The organism is Streptomyces sp. NPDC051569 (genome assembly GCF_044454085.1).
Taxonomy (GTDB): Bacteria; Actinomycetota; Actinomycetes; order Streptomycetales; family Streptomycetaceae; genus Streptomyces.
The window spans coordinates 14,984-39,841 of sequence record NZ_JBITDJ010000031.1 but is presented as its reverse complement, the minus strand read 5'-3'; the positions used below and the strand labels follow the sequence as shown (position 1 = coordinate 39,841).

Annotated in this window: 20 protein-coding genes; 10 read left to right on the top strand and 10 right to left on the bottom strand. The window is 72.0% G+C overall.

Annotated elements, in window-relative coordinates; genetic code table 11:
* Positions 1 to 358: 358 nt before the first annotated feature.
* Positions 359 to 535 (bottom strand): hypothetical protein, encoded by a 177-nt coding sequence (locus ACIBAE_RS28085; protein WP_399290706.1) that lies wholly within the window; start codon positions 533 to 535, stop codon positions 359 to 361.
* Positions 536 to 631: 96 nt separating this feature from the next.
* Entirely contained in the window at positions 632 to 1,558 is a 927-nt protein-coding gene (locus ACIBAE_RS28080) for a UbiA family prenyltransferase (RefSeq protein WP_399290703.1), read from the bottom strand.
* A 189-nt stretch (positions 1,559 to 1,747) separates the two neighbouring features.
* Between ACIBAE_RS28080 and ACIBAE_RS28075 the strand changes: the two genes are divergently transcribed.
* Genes ACIBAE_RS28075 through ACIBAE_RS28065 form a run of 3 tightly spaced genes read left to right on the top strand, consistent with a single transcriptional unit; the run spans position 1,748 to position 4,354 of the window.
* Entirely contained in the window at positions 1,748 to 2,800 is a 1,053-nt protein-coding gene (locus ACIBAE_RS28075) for a type III polyketide synthase (RefSeq protein ID WP_399290700.1), read from the top strand.
* 16 nt (positions 2,801 to 2,816) lie between these two features.
* The gene (locus tag ACIBAE_RS28070) at positions 2,817 to 3,341 is read left to right on the top strand and encodes an isoprenylcysteine carboxyl methyltransferase family protein (protein ID WP_399290697.1); all 525 of its coding nucleotides are present in this window, start codon (positions 2,817 to 2,819) and stop codon (positions 3,339 to 3,341) included.
* A complete protein-coding gene (locus ACIBAE_RS28065) occupies positions 3,338 to 4,354 on the top strand; it encodes an NAD(P)/FAD-dependent oxidoreductase (RefSeq protein ID WP_399290695.1) in 1,017 nt (338 codons plus the stop codon). The genes ACIBAE_RS28070 and ACIBAE_RS28065 overlap by 4 nt, the downstream gene beginning before the upstream one ends.
* Positions 4,355 to 4,407: 53 nt before the next feature.
* Here the strand turns inward: ACIBAE_RS28065 and ACIBAE_RS28060 are convergent, their stop codons facing one another.
* Complete coding sequence (locus tag ACIBAE_RS28060; RefSeq protein ID WP_399290692.1) at positions 4,408 to 5,661, bottom strand: DUF4032 domain-containing protein; 1,254 nt, start codon at positions 5,659 to 5,661, stop codon at positions 4,408 to 4,410.
* A gap of 236 nt (positions 5,662 to 5,897) precedes the next feature.
* On the opposite strand from ACIBAE_RS28060, the gene ACIBAE_RS28055 reads away from it, so the two are divergent.
* Positions 5,898 to 7,406, top strand: a complete 1,509-nt coding sequence (locus ACIBAE_RS28055; RefSeq protein ID WP_399290689.1) for an MFS transporter — start codon at positions 5,898 to 5,900, stop codon at positions 7,404 to 7,406.
* Complete coding sequence (locus ACIBAE_RS28050; protein ID WP_399290687.1) at positions 7,403 to 8,059, top strand: TetR family transcriptional regulator; 657 nt, start codon at positions 7,403 to 7,405, stop codon at positions 8,057 to 8,059. Before ACIBAE_RS28055 ends, ACIBAE_RS28050 begins: the two co-directional genes overlap by 4 nt.
* Before the next feature lie 30 nt (positions 8,060 to 8,089).
* Here the strand turns inward: ACIBAE_RS28050 and ACIBAE_RS28045 are convergent, their stop codons facing one another.
* The 4 genes from ACIBAE_RS28045 to ACIBAE_RS28030 form a co-directional block, all read right to left on the bottom strand.
* Complete coding sequence (locus ACIBAE_RS28045; RefSeq protein ID WP_399290684.1) at positions 8,090 to 9,805, bottom strand: TIGR03767 family metallophosphoesterase; 1,716 nt, start codon at positions 9,803 to 9,805, stop codon at positions 8,090 to 8,092.
* A 440-nt stretch (positions 9,806 to 10,245) separates the two neighbouring features.
* Complete coding sequence (locus ACIBAE_RS28040) at positions 10,246 to 11,025, bottom strand: glycoside hydrolase family 75 protein (protein ID WP_399290681.1); 780 nt, start codon at positions 11,023 to 11,025, stop codon at positions 10,246 to 10,248.
* A 47-nt stretch (positions 11,026 to 11,072) separates the two neighbouring features.
* Positions 11,073 to 11,567 carry an NUDIX domain-containing protein gene (locus ACIBAE_RS28035; protein WP_399290678.1) on the bottom strand — a complete coding sequence of 165 codons (495 nt, stop codon included), beginning with the start codon at positions 11,565 to 11,567 and terminating at the stop codon, positions 11,073 to 11,075.
* A 249-nt stretch (positions 11,568 to 11,816) separates the two neighbouring features.
* Positions 11,817 to 14,009, bottom strand: a complete 2,193-nt coding sequence (locus tag ACIBAE_RS28030; protein WP_399290675.1) for a discoidin domain-containing protein — start codon at positions 14,007 to 14,009, stop codon at positions 11,817 to 11,819.
* Between the two features lie 351 nt (positions 14,010 to 14,360).
* Between ACIBAE_RS28030 and ACIBAE_RS28025 the strand changes: the two genes are divergently transcribed.
* Positions 14,361 to 15,119, top strand: a complete 759-nt coding sequence (locus tag ACIBAE_RS28025; protein ID WP_399290673.1) for an SDR family oxidoreductase — start codon at positions 14,361 to 14,363, stop codon at positions 15,117 to 15,119.
* A 95-nt stretch (positions 15,120 to 15,214) separates the two neighbouring features.
* On the opposite strand, the gene ACIBAE_RS28020 is transcribed toward ACIBAE_RS28025, so the two are convergent.
* Together ACIBAE_RS28020 and ACIBAE_RS28015 are read right to left on the bottom strand one after the other, a co-directional pair.
* A complete protein-coding gene (locus ACIBAE_RS28020) occupies positions 15,215 to 15,955 on the bottom strand; it encodes a TetR/AcrR family transcriptional regulator (RefSeq protein ID WP_399290671.1) in 741 nt (246 codons plus the stop codon).
* A 151-nt stretch (positions 15,956 to 16,106) separates the two neighbouring features.
* On the bottom strand, positions 16,107 to 18,575 hold the full coding sequence (locus ACIBAE_RS28015) for an RICIN domain-containing protein (protein WP_399290668.1): 2,469 nt from the start codon (positions 18,573 to 18,575) through the stop codon (positions 16,107 to 16,109).
* Between the two features lie 342 nt (positions 18,576 to 18,917).
* On the opposite strand from ACIBAE_RS28015, the gene ACIBAE_RS28010 reads away from it, so the two are divergent.
* Both ACIBAE_RS28010 and ACIBAE_RS28005 read left to right on the top strand, forming a co-directional pair.
* On the top strand, positions 18,918 to 19,331 hold the full coding sequence (locus ACIBAE_RS28010) for an ATP-binding protein (RefSeq protein ID WP_399290665.1): 414 nt from the start codon (positions 18,918 to 18,920) through the stop codon (positions 19,329 to 19,331).
* A 265-nt stretch (positions 19,332 to 19,596) separates the two neighbouring features.
* Entirely contained in the window at positions 19,597 to 21,654 is a 2,058-nt protein-coding gene (locus tag ACIBAE_RS28005; RefSeq protein ID WP_399290662.1) for a SpoIIE family protein phosphatase, read from the top strand.
* 89 nt (positions 21,655 to 21,743) lie between these two features.
* Here ACIBAE_RS28005 and ACIBAE_RS28000 read toward each other — a convergent pair whose 3' ends face one another.
* The gene (locus ACIBAE_RS28000) at positions 21,744 to 22,640 is read right to left on the bottom strand and encodes an ABC transporter substrate-binding protein (protein ID WP_399290660.1); all 897 of its coding nucleotides are present in this window, start codon (positions 22,638 to 22,640) and stop codon (positions 21,744 to 21,746) included.
* A gap of 325 nt (positions 22,641 to 22,965) precedes the next feature.
* Here ACIBAE_RS28000 and ACIBAE_RS27995 point away from each other — a divergent pair, with 325 nt between their 5' ends.
* Both ACIBAE_RS27995 and ACIBAE_RS27990 read left to right on the top strand, forming a co-directional pair.
* On the top strand, positions 22,966 to 23,451 hold the full coding sequence (locus ACIBAE_RS27995) for a cation:proton antiporter regulatory subunit (protein ID WP_399290657.1): 486 nt from the start codon (positions 22,966 to 22,968) through the stop codon (positions 23,449 to 23,451).
* A gap of 4 nt (positions 23,452 to 23,455) precedes the next feature.
* Positions 23,456 to 24,715, top strand: coding sequence for a cation:proton antiporter (locus tag ACIBAE_RS27990; protein ID WP_399290654.1), 1,260 nt, complete (start codon positions 23,456 to 23,458; stop codon positions 24,713 to 24,715).
* The last annotated feature ends 143 nt before the right edge of the window (positions 24,716 to 24,858 follow it).

The following is a 24,858-nucleotide window of genomic DNA, read 5'->3' as shown; positions in this document are numbered from 1 at the left end:
GATCTGGCGGACGGATTTTCGAGAAGTCCGACAGTGTCCGTGCGAGGGCTGCCGCCCACGGTCGTCATGCTGTGTTCGAATCACCCGTCAGGGGCGAAGTCGCCCGATCGGGGGATTGAGTTGCGGTCGTGAAGCAACGCTCCCGGCCCTGTTCACCCGGTACCGGGGGACAAGCCCCGGCGGCACCCCTGGGAGTGTCCGGGGGCGCACTTCGCACCGGCAACGTGTGAGGGGGAGGCCGGTCCGTGACGCTTCGACGACGCCCGCCCGGCGGCGGGGCGAGAACGTCCGGGGCCGGGTCTCACCACCGTGGTGAGGCCCGGCCCCGGACTCGGCCGGCGCGCGGGCCGGTCCGGTGTCAGCGCCGACGGCCCCGCGCCGCCCAGCCGGTCCCGACCCCCGCCACGTGCAGCGCGAGCAGGGCCAGCCCGAGAAGCATCAGACTCGTCGGCGCGAAAAGGGCGTCGACCGAGGTCGCGGTGGCATTGATGATGAAGGCGATGGCGAAGAGTACGGCTGCTGCGAAGCCCAACATCTGTCTACTCCCGGGGTGTCGGAGACCGGCCGACGGCTGAACGCGGTGGCCTTGTCGTCAGGGGCCGGGTTCCCCGGAGCGGCCGGAACACTCCGGTCAGGAGAGCGCCGCCCCCTGCCACAGCAGCAGCGCGACATCGACCCCCGCCACGAGGATCGCGGCCAGGAACGGCACCCTCGGCCGGTGACGCCCCATCAGCGCCCCGCCGACCGCGGCCACCAGCGCCACCCCCATACCGACCCCGCCGACCGTCCCGACCCCGCCGGCCGCGCCCGGCCCACCGAGCGCCAGCAGGACGGTGGCCGCCGTCAGCGGGACCGGCAGCAGCAGCCGTACCGCACGGGGCCCCAACCGCTGCGGCCAGCCACGGACGCCGGTGGCCAGATCCGCCTCGATGTCCGGCAGCACATTGCCGAGATGCGCGCCCACCCCCACCAGGGCGGCCGCGCTGACGATCCACCAGGCCGGCCGCGGCTGACCCGGCAGGCCGAGTGTGACGAAGGCGGGCAGGGCCGCGAACCCGACCGCGTACGGCAGCCAGGACAGCACCGTCGACTTGAGCCGGAGGTTGTACGTCCACGCCGCCGCCACGGCCACCAGGTGGACCGCGCCGGCCGCCACCCCGTACGCGAGGGACAGGGGCACGCACAGTGCCAGCGCGACCACGGCGGCGATCCCGACCGCGCGCGCGTCCACGGCCCCGCCCACCACGGGTTTGGCGGCGCGTCCGACCGCCGTGTCGCGTGCCGCGTCGACGGCGTCATTGCTCCAGCCGACCGACAGCTGCCCCGCGAGGACGGCGGTGGCCGCCAGCGCGCATCCCGCCGCGTCCTGCCCCGCGGCCACCGCGAGGCCGAGGACCAGCAGCGTCACCGCGACCGTCGGCCCCGGGTGACATGCCCTCAGCAGGGCCGCCGACCACCGCAGCCACCGCCCCGCCGCCCGTTGCGGCGCGGCCCGGTCGGCGGCCTGGTCGGCGGTCCCTGCGCGGTCGGCGATCCGGGCCCCGTCGGTAGCGTCCACCCGCCCATGGTAGGCGGCGCCCCCGCACCGCGCGGGTGTGTCACGGCCGTACCCGTCCGGGTGGCGATCCGGGCGGCCCGGAAGGCCGCCCCGCCACAGTCGCCCGGGGCCGTACAGGCGACTTCGCGTGTGGCGGGCCGGTGCCGGGGCAGGGATTGCACGTCCATCGCCCCCGACCTCGGACCGCAGATGACACGCATCGCAGCCGTCCATGGAGTCCTGGCTCCGTATCAGCACAGCCAACACGAGATCACCGACATGGTCGCGAAGACGTGTCTGCCGGAAGGCGCCGACCGTCGCGTCCTCGACCGGATGCACCGCGGCGCGCGGGTGACCACGCGCCATACGGCCCTGCCGCTCGACGAGTACGGCGACCTCAAGGACTTCGGCGCGGTCAACGACGCCTTCATCGCCGGGGCCGTACCGCTCGGCGCCGAGGCCGTCGGCGGAGCCCTTGACGCCGCGGGTCTGTCCCCGCGCGATGTCGACCTGCTGATGTTCACCTCGGTGACGGGCATCGCCGCGCCGTCCGTCGACGCCCGCCTCGTGGGGCGGCTCGGTCTGCGCCCCGATGTCAGAAGAGTGCCGATGTTCGGGCTGGGCTGCGTCGCGGGAGCGGCGGGAATCGCCCGGCTGCACGACTATCTCCTGGGGCGGCCCGACGACGTGGCCGTCCTTCTCTCCGTCGAGCTGTGCTCGCTCACCTTCCAGCGCGACGACGTCTCGCCGGCCAATCTCGTCGCCACCGCCCTCTTCGGCGACGGGGCCGGCGCCGTCGTCGCCTGCGGGGCCCGGCGCCGGACGGACGGCCCCGTCGTCGTCGACACGCGCAGCCATCTCTACCCGGACACCGAGGAGGTGATGGGGTGGGACATCTCCGGCTCCGGCTTCCGCATCGTCCTGGACGCGAGCGTCCCGGACCTCGTACGCAAGAACCTCGGAGCGGACGTGGACGGTTTCCTCGCCGACCACGGCCTCGTACGTGCGGACATCACCGGGTGGGTGTGCCACCCCGGCGGGCCGAAGGTCCTGGAAGCCGTCGAGGAGGTCCTCGAACTGCCCGACGGAGCTCTCGACGTCACCTGGGACTCGCTGGCCGCCGTCGGGAACCTGTCCTCGTCCTCCGTCCTGCACGTTCTGCGGGACACCCTGGCCGAGCGGCGGCCGCCGGCCGGCACCCCGGGACTGCTGCTCGCCATGGGACCCGGTTTCTGCTCCGAGCTCGTGCTGATCCGCTGGTAGCGGGGGACGGGGAGTCATGATCTGGTACACCGTGCTGGTGCTGGCCGTCGGCGCCGAACGGGTCGCCGAACTGGTCGTCGCCCGGCGCAACGCGCGATGGAGTCTGGAGCGCGGCGCCGTCGAGCGGGGGCAGGGCCACTATCCGACGATGGTCGTCCTGCACACCGCCCTGCTGCTGGGCTGTCTGCTGGAGGTGTGGCTGGCCGACCGGCCCTTCGATCCGGCACTTGGTTGGCCGATGTTCGCCGTCGCGGCGGCCGCGCAGGTGCTGCGCTGGTGGTGCATCCGCACCCTGGGGCCGCGCTGGAACACCCGGGTGCTGGTCGTGCCCGGCCTCCCGCTGGTCAGCGGCGGGCCGTACCGTCTGATGCGGCACCCCAACTACGTGGCGGTGGTGGCCGAGGGCCTCGCGCTGCCGCTCGTGCACGGCGCCTGGCTGACCGCGCTCCTGTTCACCGGGTGCAACGCGGCGCTGCTGACGGTCCGGATACGGTGTGAGAACCGCGCGCTCGCCATGGACGCGGCGGGCGCCGCCACGTGATCGACCTGCTGGTCGTGGGCGGCGGCCCCGCCGGTCTCGCCACGGCCGTCCACGCCACGCTGGCCGGCCTGGAAGCGGTGGTGATCGAACCGCGCACCACCCCGGTGGACAAGGCGTGCGGCGAGGGCGTGATGCCGAGCGGCGTGCGCGCGCTGTCCGCCCTCGGCCTCGGCCTCCCTCCGGGCCACCCGCTGCGCGGCATCCGCTACGTGTGCGGCCCGCGTCGCGCCGAGGCGCCGTTCGACGACGGCCCCGGGCTCGGCATACGCCGTACGGAGCTGCACGCGGCGCTGGCCCGGCGGGCGGGGGAGACCGGCGTCAGGATCGTCACCGGCCGGGTCGGCGAGGTGACGCAGAACGCGGACTCGGTGACGGCGGGCGGCCTGCGGGCCCGCTGGCTGGTGGCCGCAGACGGGCTGCACTCACCCGTACGGCACCAGCTGGGCCTGGACCTGCCCGACCGCAGGCCCCGGCGCTACGGTCAGCGGCGGCACTACCGCGTGAAGCCGTGGACGGACTTCGTCGAGGTGCACTGGTCGGCGGCGGGCGAGGCGTATGTGACGCCGGTCGCCGACGACCTGGTGGGGGTGGCCGTGCTGAGCACCGTCAAGCGCGGCTACGACGACCATCTGGCCGGCTTTCCGCAGCTGCTCGACCGGCTGACGGGCCCGCCCGCGAGCACCGTACGCGGCGCGGGACCGCTGCGGCAGCGCGTGCGCCGCCGCGGCACCGGCCGCGTGCTGCTGGTGGGTGACGCGGCGGGCTATGTGGACGCCCTCACCGGCGAGGGCGTCGCGCTCGCGCTGGCGTCGGCGGAGGCGGCCGTACGGTGCCTGCGGGCGGGGCGGCCGCAGGACTACGAGGGCGAGTGGCGGAAGCTGTCCCGGCGCCACCGGCTGCTGACGGAAGCCCTGGTACGGGCCGGCGGCCACCCGGCGGGCGCCCGCCTGATCGTCCCGGCGGCGGCCCGGATGCCCGCGCTCTTCGCGGCGGCGGTACGCGCCCTGCAGTGACGGGCCGCCCGTGCCTGCGGCGCCCGTCACGCGTCCGTCGCCCGCCCCACCGGTCACGGTGAGAAGCGGGCCTCCGCCTCCGTCGACGGTGTCATCGCGCTGACCTGGTCCGGCAGCACATGGGCGATGTAGTCCTCGATCGTCGTCTCCAGGCCGACGTCCTTGCCCGCCTTCTCCGACAGGTACCACCGGTGTTCCAGCACCTCGTGGTAGATCTGCGCCGCGTCCATGTCACCGCGCATCGCCAGTGGTACGGCCCGTACGGTCGGCCGGAAGACATCGCGGACCCAGCGGTGGGCCAGTACCTCGGGGCGGGCCCCCAGCGGGTCGCCCGGCGCGTAGTCCTCCTCGCCGGCCATCCAGCTCTCCAGGTCGTTGAGCAGTCGGCGTGCCTGGTTCTCCTCGGCGTCCAGACCGGTCAGCCGCAGCAGCTGCCGCTGGTGGTGGCCCGCGTCCACCACCTTCGGCAGGAAGGTCACCGTGTCGCCGACGGGGGAACGCGCGATCTGCATCTCCGCCACGTCGAAGCCGAGCTCGTTGAGCCGCCGGATGCGGCGGTCGATGTAGTGGCGCTTGTCCACCGGGTACACCGACTCGCGTGTCACCTCGTGCCAGAGGTCCTCGTAGCGCCGCACGATCGCCGCGCCGAAGGGCACGGGGTCGACGGACGGATGGAGCGAACCCGAGGCCTCCAGGTCCATGAGCTCCCCGGCGATGTTCATCCGGGCCAGTTCGATGTCGTACTCCCGCTGCCCCCGGCTCAGGCTCTGCTGGATCTGTCCGGTCTCGGCGTCCACCAGGTACGCGGCGTACGCTCCCGCGTCCCGCCGGAACAGCGCGTTGGAGAGCGAGCAGTCGCCCCAGGCGAAACCGGCGAGGTGCAGGCGTACGAGCAGGACGGCCAGCGCGTCCATCAGCCGCTTCACGGTGGTGGGGCGCATCGTCGACTCGAACATCGAGCGGTACGGCAGCGACCCCTTGAGGTGGCGGGTGATCAGTGCCGACTCCAGGGGCTCGCCGTCCGGGCCCACGCGCCCGGTGACGACCGCCACCGGGTCCACGGCGGGGATGCCGAGCCGGTGCAGATCGCGCAGCAGCCCGAACTCGCGCACCGCCGCGCGCTCGGTTATCTCCTTGACCGCCATCACCTCGGGCCCGGCGGACGCGAAACGCACCACATGGCGTGAGATACCGCGCGGGAGCGCGACCAGGTGCTCGTCCGGCCACCGGTCGAGCTGGGTGTGCCAGGGCAGGTCCAGCAGCAGGGCCGGCTGCTCCGGATTGGTCGCGCTGATCTGCAGCGCCATCGTGCCTCCCACGGCGGTCGTCGGGCCGGACCCGGACCCGGACCCGCCTAGAACAGTGTGCCGGGTGGCGAAAGTGCGCCCGAGGGCAGGCGGGTGGTGAACACGCGTGCACCCCGCCGGTCCGTAGGGGTGCACAAGCGTTTACCCTGAGGGTGAACAGCTGTGCACCCGGTCGCGCCACGGCTGTTCCGCCAGGTCCGCCGCCGTCCGCCGCGCCCCGACCGTTACGGAGAGAGATGTCCGGACCGATATCCGAGCCCGTCGAGTCACCGCACCCCGCACCGCACCCCGCACCGCACCCCCGGTTCCTGGTCGCCGTCCTCGCCTTCTGCGGTGTGGTCGTGGCGGTCATGCAGACCCTCGTCGTACCGCTCCTGCCACACATCCCGGCCCTCACGGGCGCCACCCCGACCGCCGCGAGCTGGCTGGTCACGATCACCCTGCTGACCGGCGCCATCTGCACCCCCGTGCTCGGGCGGGTCGGCGACATGTACGGCAAGCGGCAGGTCCTGCTGGCCTCGCTCGGGGTCCTGGTCGCCGGTTCCGTGCTGTGTGCCGTCAGCTCCCACATCGCCGTGCTCATCGCGGGCCGCGCGCTCCAGGGCGCCGCGCTCGCCGTCGTACCGCTGGGCATCAGCATCATGCGCGACGAGCTGGCGCCCGAGCGGGTGCTGCCCTCCGTGGCGCTGATGAGCTCGACGCTCGGCATCGGCGCGGCTGTCGGACTGCCCGTCGCCGCCCTCGTCGTCGAGCACTACGACTGGCACACGATGTTCTGGGCGTCCGCCGGGCTCGGACTGCTCGACATGCTGCTCGTGCTGCTCTGCGTCCCCGAATCACCGCGGCGCACGCGCGGCCGCTTCGACGCGGTGGGCGCGCTCGGTCTGTCGGCGGCGCTGGTCAGCCTGTTGCTGGCGGTGACGCAGGGCGGGCAGTGGGGCTGGACGTCCACGCGCACCCTCGGACTGCTCGTGCTCGCCGTGCTGATCGGACTGGTGTGGGGGCGCTACGAGCTGCGCGCGACCACCCCGATGGTCGATCTGCGGGTGTCCGCGCGGCCCGCCGTACTCCTGACGAACATCGCCGCCCTGCTGATCGGCTTCGCCTTCTACGCCAACTCCCTGTCCACCGCGCAGATGGTGCAGGAGCCCCGGAGCACCGGATACGGCCTCGGCGCCTCCATCGTCGTCAGCGGACTCTGCCTGCTGCCCGGCGGTCTCGCGATGGTCGCCCTGTCGCCGGTGTCCGCCAGGATCTCGGCCACGTACGGCCCCAAGACCGCGCTGGCCCTCGCCTCGGCCATCCTCGCCGTCGGGTATGTGGTGCGCTTCTTCACCAGCCATCAGCTCTGGACGATCATCCTCGGCGCCACCGTCGTCGCCGCGGGCACCGCCATCGCCTACTCCGCGCTGCCCGCGCTCGTGATGCGCGCCGTGCCGGTCAGCGAGACGGGCGCGGCCAACGGCCTGAACACGCTGATGCGCTCGGTCGGGCAGGCGTTCTGCAGCGCCGCCGTCGCGGCCGTCCTCGCCAATGTCACCTTCCAGGCCGGCGGCCGTACCGCGCCCACCCTCCACGCGTATCTGCTGGTCTTCCTCATCGCGGCCGGTGCGGCGCTGCTGGCCCTGGCCGTCACGCTGTGTCTGCCGCGTCAGCGGGCCGGGGCCGCCGGTAGCGTCGGGGGGAAGCTGACCACGGACGAGGGGCGGCGTCCACCGACGTCGCTCGCCCAGGAGGGCGCATGAACGGACAAGCCACCGATGGCAGAACCGGCACCGGGGCCGGTGCGAAGGCCGCCGCCGATGGCGGAACCGGCACCCGGGCGGATACCGCGGCTGACGCGCGGACCGGCGCCGGTGCCGATGCCGGGACGGGCCGGGACGCGATCGTGCGCGCCGCGCGGCGGGCGTTCGCCTTCCGCCCGTACGCCGAAGTGACCATGCGGGGCATAGCGGCCGACGCGGGGGTGAGTGCCTCGCTCATCGTCAAGTACTTCGGCACCAAGGAAGGGCTGTTCAACACCATCGCCGACTTCGGCCCGGCGGCCGACCAGCTCTTCGCGGCGCCCCTGGACACGCTCGGCCGGCATCTCGTGCTGACCCTGGTGGGCAGTCGCCGCGACCAGCGGGGCGACCCGCTGCTGCGCGTCGTGTTCTCGCTGGGCAACGACGACGAGCGCACCCTGCTGCGGGAACGCTTCGGCGAACAGATCACCCAGCGGCTGACCGGGCTGCTGTCCGGCCGCGACCGCGAGCTGCGGGCCGAGCTGATCGCCGGCCAGCTCCTCGGCCTGGGCGCCACGCTGAGCCTGCACCGCGCGGGCGCCGGCGCCCGCGCCACCCCCGAGCGGCTGGCGGACCTCTACGCGCCCGCGCTGCAGCGCCTGGTCACCGGCTGACGGGCCCGCCGGGTGCACGGCGGGCGGTGGTCAACGGCGCAGCAGCAGCTCGGTGTTGCGGTCGGTGGACGCGCCCGCCGGTTTCGCCGTGGAGCCCGGCGCGTTGGCCGCCAGCTCCCGGTAGAGCGCGGCGAGACCGGTCTGCGAGAGATCCCCGAAGTCGGTACGGTGCGGCGCGGCCGACTCGATCAGGGTGGTGAAGAGCGAGAGGGTGCCGTCCCCGTTGTCGGCGACCTCGATGACCCGGGCGAGCTGCGGGAAGTCGATGTGCGAGGCGGTGGATATCTCCCAGAAGGTGCCGTGCGGCAGGATCGCGTTGCGGTGGCTGTGCCCGTTCACCCAGGCCAGCACAGATCGGTGCTTCCGGAGCAGCGCGACGACCTCGTCGCCGTTGTGCCGGGCCTCGCCGGGCCGCCGGGGGTCGGGTGTGGTGTTGGTCATCGTCCAGCTGTTGTGGTGGCTGAAGACGACGACGTATCCGTCCCGGTGCTCGTCGAGCGTCCGCTTCAGCCAGTTCAGCTGGGTGGTGTCGAGTGAGCCGGTGAAGTGGCCCGCGCGGTCGGTGGTGTCGAGGCTGATGCCGGTGACGTTCCCGCCCATGGGGAAGGTGTAGTAGAGCGTGTCGCTGTCGAGATTGGCCGTGGTGTAGCCGTGGCCCGCCGGGCCGGCGCCCGCCCGCGCCGGGTCGAGATGGGCGGTCAGGTACTCGCGCGGGCCGAACGGCGCCCGGCCCGGGTCGGGCGTGACGGAGCGCATCGCGCGCTTCGAGTGGCGCAGCAGATCGACCAGTTCACCCCCGGCGGGGTCGCCGCCCTGCGAGAGGACCTCCGTCAGCTTCTTCGCGTCGGCGTCGGGTACGCCGTACAGCTTCCGTCCCCCGACGGCGAACTCCGCGAGGAAACCGGACCGGTCGGCGATGGCACCACTGGCCAGGCTGTCGTGGTTGCCGACGGTCGAGTACCACGGGATCCGCAGCCCCGGGCTGTTCACGGAGCGGATCGCGGCCGCCAGGAATCCGTCGACGCGCGGATAGCCGTACTGCTTGTCGGTGTCGCGGAGGGCGTCCTCGGGGTGCCAGAACAGCCGCTCCCCGGAGTTCTGCACACCCTCGTACCGCAGGCCGTCCCCGGTGTTGGGGGAGATCCGGCCGCCGCTCATCACGGTCAGGAACCAGTCCAGTTCCGTCCGGGAGTTGTTGTCGGTGTTGTCGCCCGTCGTGACGGCGAAGGACAGCGGCGCCCCGGTCGCGGGCCCGGCCGTCAGCGCGTTGATCCGCTCGATCAGTGACACCGCCCCCGGCACGGTGAGCGCCTCCTGCGGCCGCCACGCCGAGACTCCCTGGGAGCGCAGGTACTCGGTGCGCACCGGGTGCTGGACGTCCACCAGGTGCAGGTCGGTCAGCTGTACGAAGGAGCTGAGCACCGTGCGCCGACCCGCCCGGCCGGACCGGGGTGCGGCGAGCTGGTCCCGTACGACCCTGGGCCAGCCGGGACCGTCGCCGAGCCGCCGGAAGGCGGCGGACGGACCGCGCGGTGTGGCGACCGTGTCCAGTGTCGTACGGGCCGTGGCGGTGCCGGTGCCGGGCGCACCGGCACCGGAGCCCGTACCGGGGGCGGCGGCCGCCGCCCGGTCGCCGCTGCCCGCGCCGAGCGCCAGCCCGATACCCGCCGAAACGCCGACCGCTCCGGTCGTGGCGATGAAGGTACGGCGGTTGACGGCGGTGGCCACGGAGCGTATGCGTGTCATGGTGCGGTCTCCCTGAGTGCGAACGCATCAGCAAGTGCGCCGGGGACGGCCGCCTTGCTCCCCTTCGATGGTCCGTACCGGGCGTGGCCCCCGTATGAACGGGGTTTCAACGGCCGGCTTCCATCCGCACACAGGGATCACCCGCCTCCACGAAGCGTCGCCGGAACCTTGGGCGGTAGCCCCGTGACCGTCACTCAGCGTTCACCGGGTGGGGAAGGAGACGCGGTGTCGCCCGGACCGGTCCCGGGCGCGGCAGGGCGTCGGCGGTCTCGCGGAAATCGGTGTGCATACGTCGGCGGGCAGGGGGCAGACGCAGTTCTGAACGAGCCCGCGGCCCTTCCCCCCCCGGCCGCAGGAGCTCCGCGGCCCCACCGGCACACCCCCCCCGGCCGGTGGGGCCGCCCCTTTTTCCTGCTCGCCCGTGCCTGCGTCAGCCCGCGTCAGTTCTCGGCGATGAACCGACGCGCCAGTCGGTCGCCCGTCCTGACCGCGCCGCCGTGGTCCTCGATGGGGGAGACCTCGGAGTCCTTGAACAGGATGTACGTCACGTCCGAGGCGGCGCCCCCGCCCTCGGGATCCGCCGTGATGCCCAGTCCGCGCGCCGTGGCGTACGACGCCTCGCCGATGATCCCGGCCGGGCCGATGTCGCCGACGACTCCGTACTGGACGCGGTTGCCATGGATGACGGCCGCTACTGTCCCGCCGTGGATGCCCGCCGTGGTGTGGTCCCAGACCGAGCTCGGCGCCGGCACGACGATGAACGGCAGTTTCTCCGCGTTCAGCGCTCGCCCGTCGGACTGGGTGAAAGCTGTCTGGTTCTGGAACCAGCGGTCGGTCGCCGGGTTGCACCGCGCGGTTTCCTGTCCGTCGCAGTCGATGTCCAGGTCGGCCTTCCAGAACACGGCGCCCTTCGCGTCGCAGACCGGGACCGACGCCGGGGCGTCGTCGTCGCTCCGGTACATGCCGTTCGAGAGCTGTGCGCAGTCCTTGACCTTGGCCAGCAGAGCCGCCGCGCTCACCGAACCCTCCTGGGCGGAAGCCCCGCGTGCGGCCGGCGCCCCGGCGGCGGGCGCCCCCGCCGCGCCAGGGGGGAGGGGCGGCGGGCCGGCCGCGAGCGTCTCGCCGGGCAGGGGGAGGGCGGGCAGCACCGGGTTGGGAAATGCCGCGGCGGCCAGCAGCGCCGTGCCGACGGTGACGAAGACGGGGGTGCGAAGGCGCACGGAAGGATCCCTTTCCTGGGCGGCGAAGGAGCTAGGAGGTGTCCTCGCTAGCGACCGGGCTGAGTCGGACGGCGATCCGTCCGTATGAGCCCGTTCAGCCGCTCCAGGAAGATCCGTTGCCCGGCCACCAGCGGTTCCGCCGCGTCCTCCAGCGGGAACCAGTTGACCCGGTCCAGTTCGGGGAACTCGCGCTGGACCCCCGAGCCCTTCGGCCACTCCATGGTGAAAGTCCCGGGCACGGCCCGCGCGGGATCCAGATCGGCTTCTACGGCCCAGACGGTGACCGTCTTGCCGCCCCGCTGGAGCGATTCGCCGAGCGGCGTCCACGGCCCCCCGGGCGCCGGCAGGCCCAGCTCTTCCTGGAACTCACGGCGTGCGGCGGCTTCCGGCCGCTCCTCGGAGCCGTACTCCCCTTTGGGGATCGACCAGGCGGCGCGGTGGCGGCCCGACCAGAACGGCCCGCCCATGTGTCCGAGCAGCACGTCGGCACCGGTGTCCGTGACCCGGTACAGGAGGAGCCCCGCGCTGCGCTTGCCCGACATGCCGCTGAGTCTGTGCAGAAGTCGTTAATATCGCCATTCATGGCAGTTTTAACGGTCTGATCGTATGAATAATTAAGCCGATCGGGTTGCCCGGGTCACCCGGGCCGTCCGCACGACGCATGGGCCCGGCCTCGATACGAGGCCGGGCCCTGCGCTCCATGCGGTTCGCGGACCCCGGACGGCGGCCGACGGGCCGCCGGTCGCGGACTACGGGTCGCGGACTACGGGTCGCGGACTACGGGTGGCGGACTACGGGAAGGAGGTCACGTTCGACGGGACCGTGGAGGTGCCCGAGGTGGGTGAGCCGGTGTTGTTGATCACGTGGTTGTACTGGCCCATCCCGCCGAGGGACACGACCAGCAGGTCGTGGAACTTCACCCCCGACTTGACCGGTACCTCGAAGCCGTGGTCCTGCTGGATCGTCGGGTCCGAGGTGAAGTTGCAGTAGCTGCCCAGACCCCAGCCCTCGTGGGTGTTGACGGAGTCGTCGACCTTGTACGCGGCGAATCCCTTGACGGAGCCGTTCTGGACCGACGCCTGGTTCGGTGCGTCGTACGCCTTCTCGTTCTGGAAGAAGATCGTCTTGCCGTTCTCACCGGACCACTGCACGTCGTACTTGTTGAAGTGTTCGACGAAGAGGCCGGTGGCCAGCACATTGGCACCATTGACCTTCAGACCGTAGTCGGCCCGGTTGGTGTCCCAGCCGATACCGGCCCCGTGGTCCGCGCGCCACAGCCAGGTGTGGTCGATGATGGTGTCCTTGCTGTTGATCACCATGCTGGTGGTGGCCTTGCCGGCGCCCGCGCCGCCGATCCGGACGAAGACGTCCTGGACCGTGGTCGGGTTGGCGGCGTGGCTCGCGGTCGCTCCCGAGGGACCGACCTCCAGCAGGGTGTTGGAGTTCACGGTGCCGGCGTCGATCAGGAATCCGGCGAGCTTCACCCCGTCCACGTCGGAGACCTTCATCGCGGTGACGCCGTTGTCCGGGACGATCGTGGCGAGGCCCAGGCCGAGGACGACCGTGTTCGCACGGGTCACGTTGATCGACTGGTCGACGTGGTAAATGCCCGGTGTGAACAGCAGGTTGAGCCCCTGCGCCAGAGCCGCGTTGATGGTCGACGCGGTCGCGCCCGGCTTGACGACGTAGAACTGGTCCAGCGAGATGGAGTCGCCCTGCGGTGCGCCGTTGCCCCAGCTGGTGCCGCGCGCGTTGGTGCGCTTGGCGGGCACGAACACCTTGTAGTTGGCGCCGTCCAGGTAGAGGAACGGCTTCTCCCGCGAGACCGGGGTGGTGTCGAGCGTGGTGTACGGCTGGGCCGGGAAGCCCTGCGCCGGAGCACCCTGCACACCTGAGAACACCATGTTCCAGACGCCGTTGGTCCAGCCGCCCACCGAGCTGTCGCGGGTGTACCACTGCTGCTGGGAGTACGGCCCCACGGTGCCGTCGATCTTGCTGTCGGCGATGTACCCGCCACTGGCCCAGCCGTAGCCGTTGGGCGCCAGGTTGAGCCCGCCCTTGACGTGCATGCGACGGAACGGCGCGGCCTGCGCGACGGCCCACCGGTCGGTGCCGCTCACCGGGTTGAGCGCCAGGTTCTCGGCGGAGCGCCAGAAGTTCTGGGTGGCGTTTCCGTTGAACCAGCCCGCGTCCACGGTCACATCACCGTTGAACGTGGTGTCGTCGGGCGAGAGACCGAGACCCGAGATCGAGGTGTAGAAGCCGAGGTTGGCATTGATGTTGTTGTACGTGCCCGGCTTGAACAGGAGCTGGTAGCGGCCGGAGCCGAACTGGGCCGACTCCTGCTGCCGGAAGATCGTGTCCAGGGTGCCCTGGATGTTGGGCGTCGACGGGTCGAAGACCAGCACGTTGGGACCGAGGTCGCCACCGCCCTGGATCGGACCGCTGCCGCCGCCCGTGGTGCCGCCGTAGACCTGGAACTCCCAGAGCGAGTAGCCGTACTGGGTGGCCCGGGTCGTGCCCGTCAGCCGGACGTAGCGTGCGCTGCCCGAGACGTTGAGTGTCTCGTTGCCGCCGGGGCCCGTCGTGGTGGAGTACGCGGACGTCCAGCTGGTGCCGTTGGTGGAGAACTCGATCTTGTACGCCTTCGCGTACGCCGCTTCCCAGCGCAGGACGATCTGGCTGACCGCCTGGGTCGAGCCGAGGTCGACCTGGATCCACTGCGGGTCGGACGCGGCGCTCGACCAGCGCGTCCCGTTGTCACCGTCGACCGCGCCGGTGGCGGGGGTGCCGACGTTCTCCTGGCTGGAGGCGGTGACCGGCTTGCCCTGGGAGAGCAGGGTGGGTGCGGCCTGAGCTGTGGTGCTGGGGATGAGCAGCAGCAGGGAGGCGATCAGAGTGGCCGCGACCGAAGCGGCCAGTCCTCGCCGGCGGGCCGGCGAGGATCTCCTGAACGTCCGTGAAGCGAGCGGAGGAGCGTGCATGGGCAGGTCTCCTGAGTCATCAGACAGCGGGCAGGCGGAGCGGGAAAGAAACCGGAGAGCGCTCTCTCGGCAGGGCAGATGCTTCTCCCGTGTTTCGTACGCGTCAAGACTTGTGCACGAGTCGGGCGTTCGCCGTTCGACGGCGAACAACAAATAATCGACGCGACGCGGCTTTCGTCCTGATATGTCCGGCCTCTTGGGTAAGGATCGCTTCAGGATTCACTTCAGGATTCGACGGCGAACGCGAGAGGTGGAGCGCCGCTGCACGGGCGGGGTATCAGCGCTAACGCTATTATGTTAGCGTTGCTCCAACGGGTGCGGAGAGCGCCCTCACCGGAACGGAGCAAGGGCATGACGCCGAGCAGCACGGAGAACACGACCGCCGGACGCCGGGTCGCCATCGTCACGGGCGGCTCCCGGGGCATCGGCCGGCAGAGCGCCGAACGGCTGGCGGCCGACGGATTCGCGGTGGTCGTCGTCTACGCGGGGAACAAGGCGGAGGCCGACGCCGCCGTCGAGGCCATCAGCGCCGCCGGAGGCCAGGCCATCGCGGCCCAGGCGGACGTGGCCGACGAGACGGCCGTCGCCGCCGTCTTCGACACCGCCACGGAGACGTACGGCGGAGTCGACGTGGTCGTCCACGCCGCGGGCACCATGACCCTCGCGCCGCTGGTCGACACCGACCTGGACGCCCTCGACCGGATGCACCGCACCAACATCCGCGGCACCTTCGTCGTCGACCAGCAGGCTGCCCGCCGGCTCCGCGACGGCGGCGCCATCATCAACTTCTCCTCCTCCGTGCTCGCCCTCGCCCTCCCCGGCTATTCCGCCTACGCCGCCACCAAGGGCGCGGTCGAGGCGATGACCCTGATCCTGGCCCGTGAGATGCGCGGACGGGACATCACCGTGAACGCGGTGGCACCGGGGCCGACCGCCACCGCCCTGTTCCTGGACGGCAAGGACGAGGAGACCATCGCCCGGATGGCGGCCCAGCCGCCGCTGGAGCGCCTGGGTACCCCGGAGGACATCGCCGAGGTCGTCGCCTTCCTGGCCGGTCCCGCGCGCTGGGTCAACGGTCAGATCCTGCGGATCAACGGCGGCATCATCTGACCGCCGGGGCCCGGCGTACCGTTCCCGGCACCGCCGCGCCGGCGTGCCGTCGCCGGGGCCCCGCGTGCTGTCACCGGAGCCGGCCGAGCCCGCGGTTACGAGGAGGCCGCGGCCCCCGGCGCGTCCGACACCCGCTCCAGCCATTCGGTCAGCAGCGCGCCCTCGGCCGCGCTCAGCGCCGTCGTCGGCGACCGCCGCAGCAGCGCCCCCAGACGGGCCGCGGCCGCCGGAGTCTCCTCGCCGGGACCGCCGGACGTCACCGTGTCGACCGCCCCGGCCGTGCCGTACATCGCCTCTGGGGTGAAGACCGCCGCGTGCACCGCGTCCCGCACCCGCCGTGACACGTCGCCGTCGCCCGCGGCGGCCGGGCGGGCGGCGAGCGTCAGCGCCACGCCGATATTGGCCGCCATGACCATCTGGGCGGCGAGGTCGGGGGAGATCCGCAGCTTTCCCCGCGCCGCCGCCCGCTCCAGATCGCGGGTGAGGATCTGATGGGACTCCACGGCCGAGGCGGGCGGCTTGCGCATCGCCGGCGAGTTCATCAGCCGGTACAGATTCCGATTCGCCACCGCGAACGCGACGTGACTGTCCCAGCCCTCGCGCAGATCCTCGATCGGGTCGGCCCCCGGCTCGTGCGACCGCTTGGTCTCCAGATAGGTGTCGAAGCCGCGGTCCACGACAGCGGAGAGCAGCCCTTCCTTGTCGCCGAACTGCCGGTAGAGCGCCGGCGCGCCGACCTGAGCGCCCTCGCAGACCGCCCGCGTGGAGATGTCGCCGTTCGGCGACTTCGCCAGCAGATCGGCGGCCACCTCCAGAATGCGCGCGCGCGTGGTCATGGAAGGATGCTATCAACCGGGCCGTAGCGTTGCTATCGCGTACGCGTGCACAGCGGTACGGCCCTGGCGTCCTCCTACGGCGCCGGTCGCTTCCCGAGGCGCCGGCGCTCCTCCACGGACCCGGCGGTCGGCGCGCCTCCAGGGCCCCCGGTCAGAGCGGCTTCCACAGATGGTCGTCCGTGCCGTTGTCGGTGAATTGCACGACCTGGGCGCTGTCGGCGGTGGACATCCCGTCGACGCCCAGTACCTTGCCGCTGTGCTTGTTGCGGACGCGGTACCAGCCGTCGCCGCTGTCCACCAGCTGCCACAGATGGTCATCGGTGCCGTTGTCGGTGAATTGCACGACCTGGGCGCTGTCGGCGGTGGACATCCCGTCGACCCCCAGTACCTTGCCGCTGTTCCCGTTCCGGATCAGGTACCAGCCGCCGCCCGCGTCGGCCAGCTGCCAGGCGTGGTCGGCCGTACCCGTGCTGGTGAACTGCACCACCCGCGCGCTGTCGGCCAGAGACATCCCGTCCACGGCCAGCACCTTCCCGCTGTGCTTGTTCTGGATACGGCGGTACGGGGGCTCCGGTGTCCACGGCCGGCCACCGGGGTCCGCGGTCGGGAAGGCGGTGATCCGGAGCCGCGCCGCGCCCATCGGGATCAGCGTCACCCGCTCCAGCGCGGCGGTGCTGCGGGCGGGGCCGTCCTGGAGGGGAGCGACCACCTGCTGGTCATCCGCGATCCATTCCGGGATGCGGCGCGCCGGTACGGTGATCCGGACCGGGCTGCCCTCCTGGGTGAAGGGATCGGCGGTCAGCGGTCCGGTGTCCGCCGAGAATTCCAGATCCGCCGCCGGGTCGGGGGCGAGACCGTAGTTCCACGGCCCGGCCGGGTGTACGGCGAGCTCGGGGAAGTCGTCGGTCCCCGCGTACCGCTCGTAGCGCTCCCCGATCCGCAAGGAGTAGGTCAGCGGGCCGTGGTCGATGCTGACGGCGCGGTGGTCGGCGTCCCACGTCAGTACGGTGGTGCGCTGGGGCAGCCGCAGGGTCACCCGGTCCCCGTCGTTCCAGACGCGGTCGACCGTGGCGAAGGAGGGGCCGGCCGGGGCGGCCGCCCGCTCTCCGTTGACCGCCAGCTCCGGCCCGGAGCACCAGCCGGGGATCCGCAGATACAGCGGGAACCGGAGCGCACGCGGCGTCGAGACGGTGAGGGTCACCGTCTCCTTGAAGGGATAGTCGGTGTCCTCGGTGACGGTGATCTCCGTACCGTCGGCGACTTTCGCGCGCACCTGGCTCGCCGCGTACATCGCGGCCGCCAGCCCGTTGTCGGGGGTGGCGAGCCACAGTTCCCCGGTGAAGTACGGCCAGCCCATGCCGTAGTTGTGCGGACAGCAGCGGTACTGGTCGACCCCCGGCTGGAACGACTGCATGGCGAAGCCGTTCTGGAACTGCCCTTGCGTCTTGGGGGTGTTGTCGAGGTCGACGCTGTTCGCGGCGGTGATGTAGTGGACGCCTCTGCCGCCCGGATCGGTGGCGGCCGGCAGCATGTTGAAGGCCAGTTCCTCGCAGCGGTCGGCCCATACCGGATCGCCGGTGATGCGCGTGAGCAGTTCATGGCTGGCCATGAACTCGACGATGCCGCAGGTCTCGAAGCCCTGCCGGGGCCCGCCGAAGCCGGGGCGGGCGTTCTCGTCCCCGGCGAAACCACCGCCGGGGAACTGCCCGTACGCGCCCATGACGCTCGCGTAGGCGCGGTAGGTGGCCTGGGTCAGATCGGCGGAGCCCGAGCGCAGCGCGTACTGGGCGGGCTCGCGGAAGCCCTGCGCGACGTTGACGTTGTGGAGGTCGGGGAAGCTGTCGACCCAGTTCGCGCCGTGCGTGTGCATGGTGTCCGCGAGGTCGAGGAGGAACGACTCGCCGGTGCGGTTGTGGACCCAGAAGACGATGTCCAGTCCGTCCCCCCAACGCTTCGACACCCAGCTGGAGTTGAACGCGCCGGGTCCCTGCGCGTTCATGTAGCGCAGGAAGGGCACCAGGAAGGGCATGATCCGCTGGTCGCCGGTGAACTCCTCGTGCGACCGCAGCGCCTGGAGCAGCGGGAGATAGGGCCAGAAGTCGGGTCCGCCATTGAGGGCGGTGCGGAGCCGGGTGGGGCCGAAGAAGCCGTCGGGCTGCTGGGTGGCGAGGATCGCGTCGATCCAGCGGCGGCCGGCCGCGAGGGCGCTCGCGTCGCCGGTGAGGGCGGCGAGCTCGACGTATCCGCGCAGCCAGTACGTGACCTCCTCCCAGCCGGCCTTCTCCGGATGGACCCAGCCCGAGTCGTCGAACCGCAGGAAGTGCGAGATCTCGGCGTAGCGGCCGAACAGGCCGTCCTGGAGCAGCCGCAGCTGGCCGGCGAGCCAGCCGCGGGCGGTGACGCTGCCCAGGGGCAGCTTCTGGAAGGCGGCGGGGGCGAGGGGTGCGGCGTTCGGCGTGTACCAGCCGCCGGTCCCGGGGCCGGGCGCGGGACCGGCGGGCGCGGGTACGGAGGCGCTCGCCCGGACCTCGGCGGCGGCCGGCGGCGCGAGAGGACCGAGGAGGCCGGCGCCGCCGAGTGCGAGTGCGCCGGTGTGCAGGAAACGTCGTCGGTCGAGCATGATCGGGGACTCCCATCCGTGCCGAACCAGGCTGTACAACGTTGAAAAAGCTTCGGTTGGCATAACAGCACGCCCCCCTCGCCGTGTCCAGGTGCATGACAAGACGAGGTTGGGGGATGTGCCGTGATGATCCGCACCGCAGGCATCCCGCCGTTCCGGTCGCGGTCGCGCTCGTGGTGCACCGAGCGGGCAGCGGGCGCGCGGCGGCGGGGCTGAGCATGCACATGATTGGCGATCGCGCAACAGGGCACCCGCAGAGATACGGACCGGCCGCGGCGCGAATCCGCCGACGGCGCCCTGTTCGGGGCAGGCGCCGGTCCCTGACGAAGGGAAGTGAACGTCATGCGTGCGTCCGGGCAGGGCCGACGGCGTGCCGCGCGCGCCATGTACATCCTGCCGCAGTCGGAGACCTCCGCCCGCTGGGCCCGGCATCTGACGACCGCCTACCTCAGCCACGGGTGCGGCGAGAGGGTTTCCGCGGATCAGGTGGACGACGCCAGGCTCATCGTCTCGGAACTGGTCACCAATGCCACGCGCCACGGGCACAGCGGCTGCCGGCTTCAACTGAGTGTCGGCCGGGGGCAGGTCACCGTCGAGGTCCACGACAGCAGCCCGGTACGGCCGCAGCTGCGTCCGCCGGACGCGCTGGCCGAGAGCGGCAGGGGGATCGCGATGGTCCGCGAGCTCTCCTACCGGTTCGCCGTGCTCGGCGGACCGGGCGCGGGTAAGACCGTCCAGGCGGTCCTCGCCTGCTGAGCCTCCGGCGGGAATCCGGCTCGGGAATCCGACCCCGGGAACCCGACCCCGGAACCCGACCCCGGAATCCGGCCCCGAAGCCAAGAGCGGTTCGTCAAAATGCGGTACTTCCTACCAAAAGGTAGGATTCATTCGTTCGATCTCTGTGATCAGCGAGAGGACGCACGCCGTGAACAGCGGACCGCCGGAGGCGGAGGCCGGGTCACGGACCACGCCGATCCCGGCCGTCCCGACCGGGATCCCGGCCCACATCCGGAGCGGGCGCATGGCAGGACGTGAGGGGAACCGGGACCGGCCACCGATCAGCACGCACGAAAAGCTCGCCCTCAACCGCATGGGCAGCTTCGACTGGGACGTGGAGAGCGGAACACTCGAACTCGACCCGGCCGGGCTCGCCGTGTTCGATCTGGCGCCCGGCGAGTACGACGGCCGGGCGGAGTCCCTCGGCTCGCGGATCTCCCCCGAGGAGGCCGTACGGCTGGACGCGGTGGTCGACGCGGCCGTTCGCAGCGGCCGCCCGTCCTACGGCTCGTACTTCCAGCTGACCCGCCGTGGCGGCGGTCGGCAGTGGACCCATGTGCGCGGTCGCATCCTGCGCGACGAGCGGGGGAACCCGTACCGCGTCGTCGGCATCGTGCGCAACGCGACGGCGGAGCTCACCGAGTTCAGTGTCGTCAGCCCCGCCGAGGCGGGCCGCCGCCGGCTGACCTCCCTCGTCCAGGGCACCACCGAGGCCCTGGCCGGAGCCGTCACCGTGGACGACGTCACCGCGGTGCTGAGGGGAGCGGGTGGGCTCGAACGCTTCGGCGCGGACGGGCTGGTCCTCGGTCTGGTGGAGGGCGGCGCCCTGCGGCTCATCGTGCTCGCCGGTGACACCATGCACGTACTCGACGACCTCCAGCTGCACCGGATGGACGGCTCCCTGCCGCTCGGCGACGCGGTCCGCAACCAGCAGCCGCGCTTCGTCGCCTCCATGGCGGAACTCGCCGAACGCTATCCCCTGATCGGTCCGTACGTCCCGCACCTCGACTTCGCGTCGGCGGCCTACCTTCCGCTGGTCGCCCAGGCCCGCTCCGTCGGCGGCCTCGGGCTCTTCTACCGGGAACCCCGGGACTTCTCGGCCCAGGACCGCAATGTCTGCCTCGGCCTGGCAGGCATCGTCGCCCAGGCCCTGCAGCGTGCCATCCTCTTCGACCAGGACCGCGAGTTCGCCACCGGTCTGCAGGCCTCCATGCTGCCCCGCGACATCCCCGAGTTCCCGGGCGCGGAGATCGCGGTGCGCTACCACGCGGCGTGGAACGGCCGAGAGGTCGGCGGCGACTGGTACGACGTCATCGCGCTGCCCCGCGACCGGGTCGGCATCGTCGTCGGCGACGTCCAGGGACACGACACCCACGCCGCCGCCATCATGGGCCAGCTGCGCATCGCCCTGCGCGCCTTCGCCGGCGAGGGCCACGCCCCCGCGACCGTACTGGCGCGCGCCTCGCGCTTCCTCGCCGAACTCGACACCGAGCGCTTCGCCACCTGCACCTACGCCCAGGTCGACCTGGGCACCGGAGAGATACGCGCCGTCCGCGCCGGGCATCTCGGACCACTCGTCCGGCACACCGACGGCAGAGCCTCCTGGCCCCACCTGCGCGGCGGACTCCCGCTCGGATACGCGTCCGCGTTCGGGCAGGAGGATTTCCCGGAAACCCTGCTGGACCTCGTACCGGGGGAGACCCTGGTGCTCTGCACCGACGGACTGGTCGAGGAGCCCGGAGCCGACATCTCCGCCGGGATGGACGCGCTCGCCGCGACCGTACGGAACGGGCCCCAGCGCGCGAGTGCGCTCGCCGACCACCTCTCGGACCGCCTATGGGAGCGCTGGGGTACCGGCGACGACGTGGCCCTGCTGGTGTTCCGCCGCCGGCCCGATCCGGGGACGGACTACGCGCCCCGCGTGCACCAGTACGTCCACCAGGCCGACCCCGAAGACCTCGTGGAGACCCGCGCCGTGCTGCGCCAGGCGCTGAAGGACTGGGACCTGGCCGAACTCGTGGACGATGTGGAGCTGGCCGCCGGCGAGCTGCTGGTGAACGTCCTCCTGCACACCGAGGCCGGCGCGGTGCTCACGCTGGAGGTCATCCCCGAGCCGGTGCGGCGCGTACGGCTCTGGGTCAAGGACCGCTCCAGCGTGTGGCCCCGCCGCCGCACTCCCGGCGAATCGGCGACCTCAGGACGAGGGCTGATGCTGGTGGACGCCGTGGCCACGCGCTGGGGGGTCGAGCCGAGGGGGGACGGCAAGGCGGTCTGGTGCGAGTTCGAACCGGACAGCGGCTGAGACCGAGGCGGAGCAGACGTCGGCGGCGGGGACGCGGAGGGCGAGCCGAGGTGGACGCTGAGCGGCTCCGCGGTGCGCGCGGCAGCCGCCTATCCCGCGTCCGCGACCGTGTTCTCGGCCGTGTTCTCCACCGCGTCCGCGACCGTGTGGAGGAACGCGGCGTGCGCGCGATGGCTGGACGGGGCCTCCGGGTTCCACGGCACCAGCCGCGCCCGCGCCTCGATGGCACGCCAGGGCTCGCTGTCCCGCAGCTCTTCGGGCGTCGCCGCGTTCGCCCGCACATCGGCGAGCACGATGTCCGGCTCCAGCGCGGCGGCCTCGGCCCAGCCGACCGTGCGCCAGTTGCCCCCCGAGCCCTCGTCAGGGTCGATCAGCTCCACCCCCAGCCCGGCGAGCACCTTCAGATCGGGCCAGGTCAGCGGCCGGGCCAGATACGCCGTCTCCGCACCGGCGGCCGACAGCGCCAGCACCCGGGGGCCGCCGGGCGGCGCCGTCAGCGCGCGCAGCCGGGCCTCCGCGCGCGCCAGGTCCGCCATCGCGGGCTCGAACGGCGTGCGCAGCGAGCGGGCCAGGGCGGTGAACCGGTCTCTGATGACGTCCAGCGGGCGGTCCTTCCCCACGTCGAGGACGACCACCGGCACCCGCTCCTCCAGGTATGCGGCCGCGCCCGGGTCGATGCCGTACATCTGTCCGCCGCCGTAACTGACGGCGACGACCAGATCCGGCTCGGCCGCGAAGAGGGCGTCCAGGTCCAGCGCGCTGCCCGCGCCGAAGGAACGCAGATCGGCGAGGGGCAGATCGCCACCCTTCGCCGGGTCGGGAGTGTCGCCGTCATGGTGTGAACCGAAGACTCCCATTGGACGCAGACCGTGGTCCCACAGCGTCGCGCCCGCCTGTATGTAGGCCACCACCCGGATCGGGTGGTGGCCCGCCGTGGTCAGGTGGCCGCGGTCGTCCGTGAACTCCCAGTCGGTGCTCGGGTTCATGCCTCGCCTCGTTCCGCTCGTAGGGATGCGGTGTCCTGTGCGGTGCCGTGCGCGGTGCTGTCCGCTGCCCCGTGCCGCATACCCCCGTACGGGTCCGGTGCCGGTCCCGTACGGGGGTATGCGGCACGGCGTGCCGGTCCCAGCGCCACCCACTTCTCTGCCCAACCGGAGAGCCGTGGACTCCCGCCGAGATGCCCACCCTGCGGGTTACCGGGACGAATGATGCAGAATTCCTGTTCGGAGGTCGTTTAAACATCCAATCCGGTGCCGGACCCGGCGCCGCTGTCCACCCACCGTCTCAGCACGCCGCCATGGAGCGTTTCCGATGGAGCCCACAGCTCATGTCAGCAAAACCGCCCTCCCCGGGGTCGGTACCCGTTACGACCTGAACACCGAGGCGGGCAAGCACCTGTCCCTCGTCGTGCACCAGGACGGGCGGCGCATCATCGCCTTCCACGACCCGGAGGACGACGACAACTGCGCGGACGCGGCCTCCCTCGCCCCGTACGAGGCCACCGCCCTCTCCAAGCTCCTGACGCCGGACCCGGTCGCGCATCTCCAGCAGCACCTGGAGATCGACCTGGTCACCGAGCACATCCCGATCACCAAGAGGTCCCCCTACGCGGGCAGGACACTCGGTGCCACCCATGCGCGCTCGCGCACCGGCGCCTCCATCGTGGCCGTCCTGCGCCGCACGGACGCCGTGCCCTCGCCCACCCCGGACTTCCGCCTCGCGATCGGGGACACCCTCGTCGTCGTCGGGACCCGGGAGGGCGTGGACGCCGTCGCCGACCTGATCTCCGGAGGATAGGCCCGTGCACGAAACCACAGCACTGCTCATCGAACTCGGCGCCATCATCCTGGGCCTGGGCATACTCGGCCGGCTGGCCGGCCGCGTGGGGTTCTCCCCGATCCCGATCTACCTGCTCGCCGGGCTCGCCTTCGGCCACGGCGGTCTGCTGCCGCTCGACGCGAGCGAGGAGTTCGTCGCCACCGGCGCCGAGATCGGCGTCATCCTGCTGTTGCTCCTGCTGGGCCTTGAGTACAGCGCCTCCGAACTGGTCACCAACCTCAAGACCCAGTACCCCTCCGGCATCGTCGACTTCCTGCTGAACGCCGTGCCGGGCGCCGTCGCCGCGCTGGTCCTCGGCTGGGGACCGGTCGGCGCGGTCGCGCTGGCAGGTGTGACCTGGATCTCCTCCTCCGGTGTCATCGCGAAGGTCCTCGGCGACCTGGGCAGACTCGGCAACCGCGAAACACCGGTCATCCTGGGCGTCCTGGTCATCGAAGACCTCGCCATGGCCGTCTATCTGCCCCTGCTCACAGCCCTCCTCGCCGGGCTGAGCATCGCCGGCGGCAGTATCACCCTGCTGATCTCCCTCGGCACCGTGGGCGCCGTGCTCTACCTGGCCCTGCGCCACGGCCGGCTGATCAGCCGCGCGGTCTCCTCCGACAACCCGGAGATGCTGCTCCTGGTCGTCCTCGGTCTCACCGTGCTGGTCGCGGGTGTCGCCCAGCAGCTCCAGGTCTCCGCCGCCGTCGGCGCGTTCCTGGTCGGCATCGCGCTCTCGGGTGAGGTCGCCGAAGGCGCGCACAGACTCCTGTCCCCGATGCGGGACCTGTTCGCCGCCGTCTTCTTCGTCTTCTTCGGGCTGAACACCGACCCGGGCGCGATTCCGCCGGTGCTGGTCCCGGCCCTGATCCTGGCGCTGATCACCACCGCGACGAAGATCGGCACCGGCTACTACGCGGCACGGCGTGCCGGAGTCGGGAAGGCGGGCCGCTGGCGCACCGGCGGCACGCTCGTGGCGCGCGGCGAATTCTCCATCGTCATCGCCGGACTGGCGGTCGCCGTGGAGCCGCGGATCGGCCCGCTGGCCACCGCATACGTCCTCATCCTCGTGATCATCGGCCCGCTGGCCGCCCGCTGGACGGAACCCCTGGCCAAGCGTTTCCTCGGTGGGCCCACGCCCCCCTCCGGGTCCGCCGCGCCCCTGGGACCGACCGGCACGGACGCGACCGCCGCGGACGTGACCGCGGCCGGAACGCCCGACACGGCGCCCAGCCACGGCTGAAACCGGCGGAACGCCCCCGCACCAGGGGCACGGATCTCCGCAAGGGGCACAGGACGCGCGGCCCGCGTCCTGTGCCCCTGCCGCGTTTCCGCCGCGCCCTGTCGCCCCCCTGCCGCATCCCCGGCGGCGGCGGACCTGTGGGC

Coding starts and splice junctions, on each gene's coding strand:
- ACIBAE_RS28055 (WP_399290689.1), top strand. CDS start 5,898: ATGTCCGGACCGATATCCGAGCCCGTCGAGTCACCGCACCCCGCACCG.
- ACIBAE_RS28000 (WP_399290660.1), bottom strand. CDS start 22,640: ATGAACCCGAGCACCGACTGGGAGTTCACGGACGACCGCGGCCACCTG.
- ACIBAE_RS28025 (WP_399290673.1), top strand. CDS start 14,361: ATGACGCCGAGCAGCACGGAGAACACGACCGCCGGACGCCGGGTCGCC.
- ACIBAE_RS28015 (WP_399290668.1), bottom strand. CDS start 18,575: ATGCTCGACCGACGACGTTTCCTGCACACCGGCGCACTCGCACTCGGC.
- ACIBAE_RS28035 (WP_399290678.1), bottom strand. CDS start 11,567: ATGTCGGGCAAGCGCAGCGCGGGGCTCCTCCTGTACCGGGTCACGGAC.
- ACIBAE_RS27995 (WP_399290657.1), top strand. CDS start 22,966: ATGGAGCCCACAGCTCATGTCAGCAAAACCGCCCTCCCCGGGGTCGGT.
- ACIBAE_RS28045 (WP_399290684.1), bottom strand. CDS start 9,805: ATGACACGCATACGCTCCGTGGCCACCGCCGTCAACCGCCGTACCTTC.
- ACIBAE_RS28060 (WP_399290692.1), bottom strand. CDS start 5,661: ATGGCGCTGCAGATCAGCGCGACCAATCCGGAGCAGCCGGCCCTGCTG.
- ACIBAE_RS28085 (WP_399290706.1), bottom strand. CDS start 535: ATGTTGGGCTTCGCAGCAGCCGTACTCTTCGCCATCGCCTTCATCATC.
- ACIBAE_RS28030 (WP_399290675.1), bottom strand. CDS start 14,009: ATGCACGCTCCTCCGCTCGCTTCACGGACGTTCAGGAGATCCTCGCCG.
- ACIBAE_RS28020 (WP_399290671.1), bottom strand. CDS start 15,955: ATGACCACGCGCGCGCGCATTCTGGAGGTGGCCGCCGATCTGCTGGCG.
- ACIBAE_RS28005 (WP_399290662.1), top strand. CDS start 19,597: ATGGCAGGACGTGAGGGGAACCGGGACCGGCCACCGATCAGCACGCAC.
- ACIBAE_RS28050 (WP_399290687.1), top strand. CDS start 7,403: ATGAACGGACAAGCCACCGATGGCAGAACCGGCACCGGGGCCGGTGCG.
- ACIBAE_RS28070 (WP_399290697.1), top strand. CDS start 2,817: ATGATCTGGTACACCGTGCTGGTGCTGGCCGTCGGCGCCGAACGGGTC.
- ACIBAE_RS28075 (WP_399290700.1), top strand. CDS start 1,748: ATGACACGCATCGCAGCCGTCCATGGAGTCCTGGCTCCGTATCAGCAC.
- ACIBAE_RS28010 (WP_399290665.1), top strand. CDS start 18,918: ATGCGTGCGTCCGGGCAGGGCCGACGGCGTGCCGCGCGCGCCATGTAC.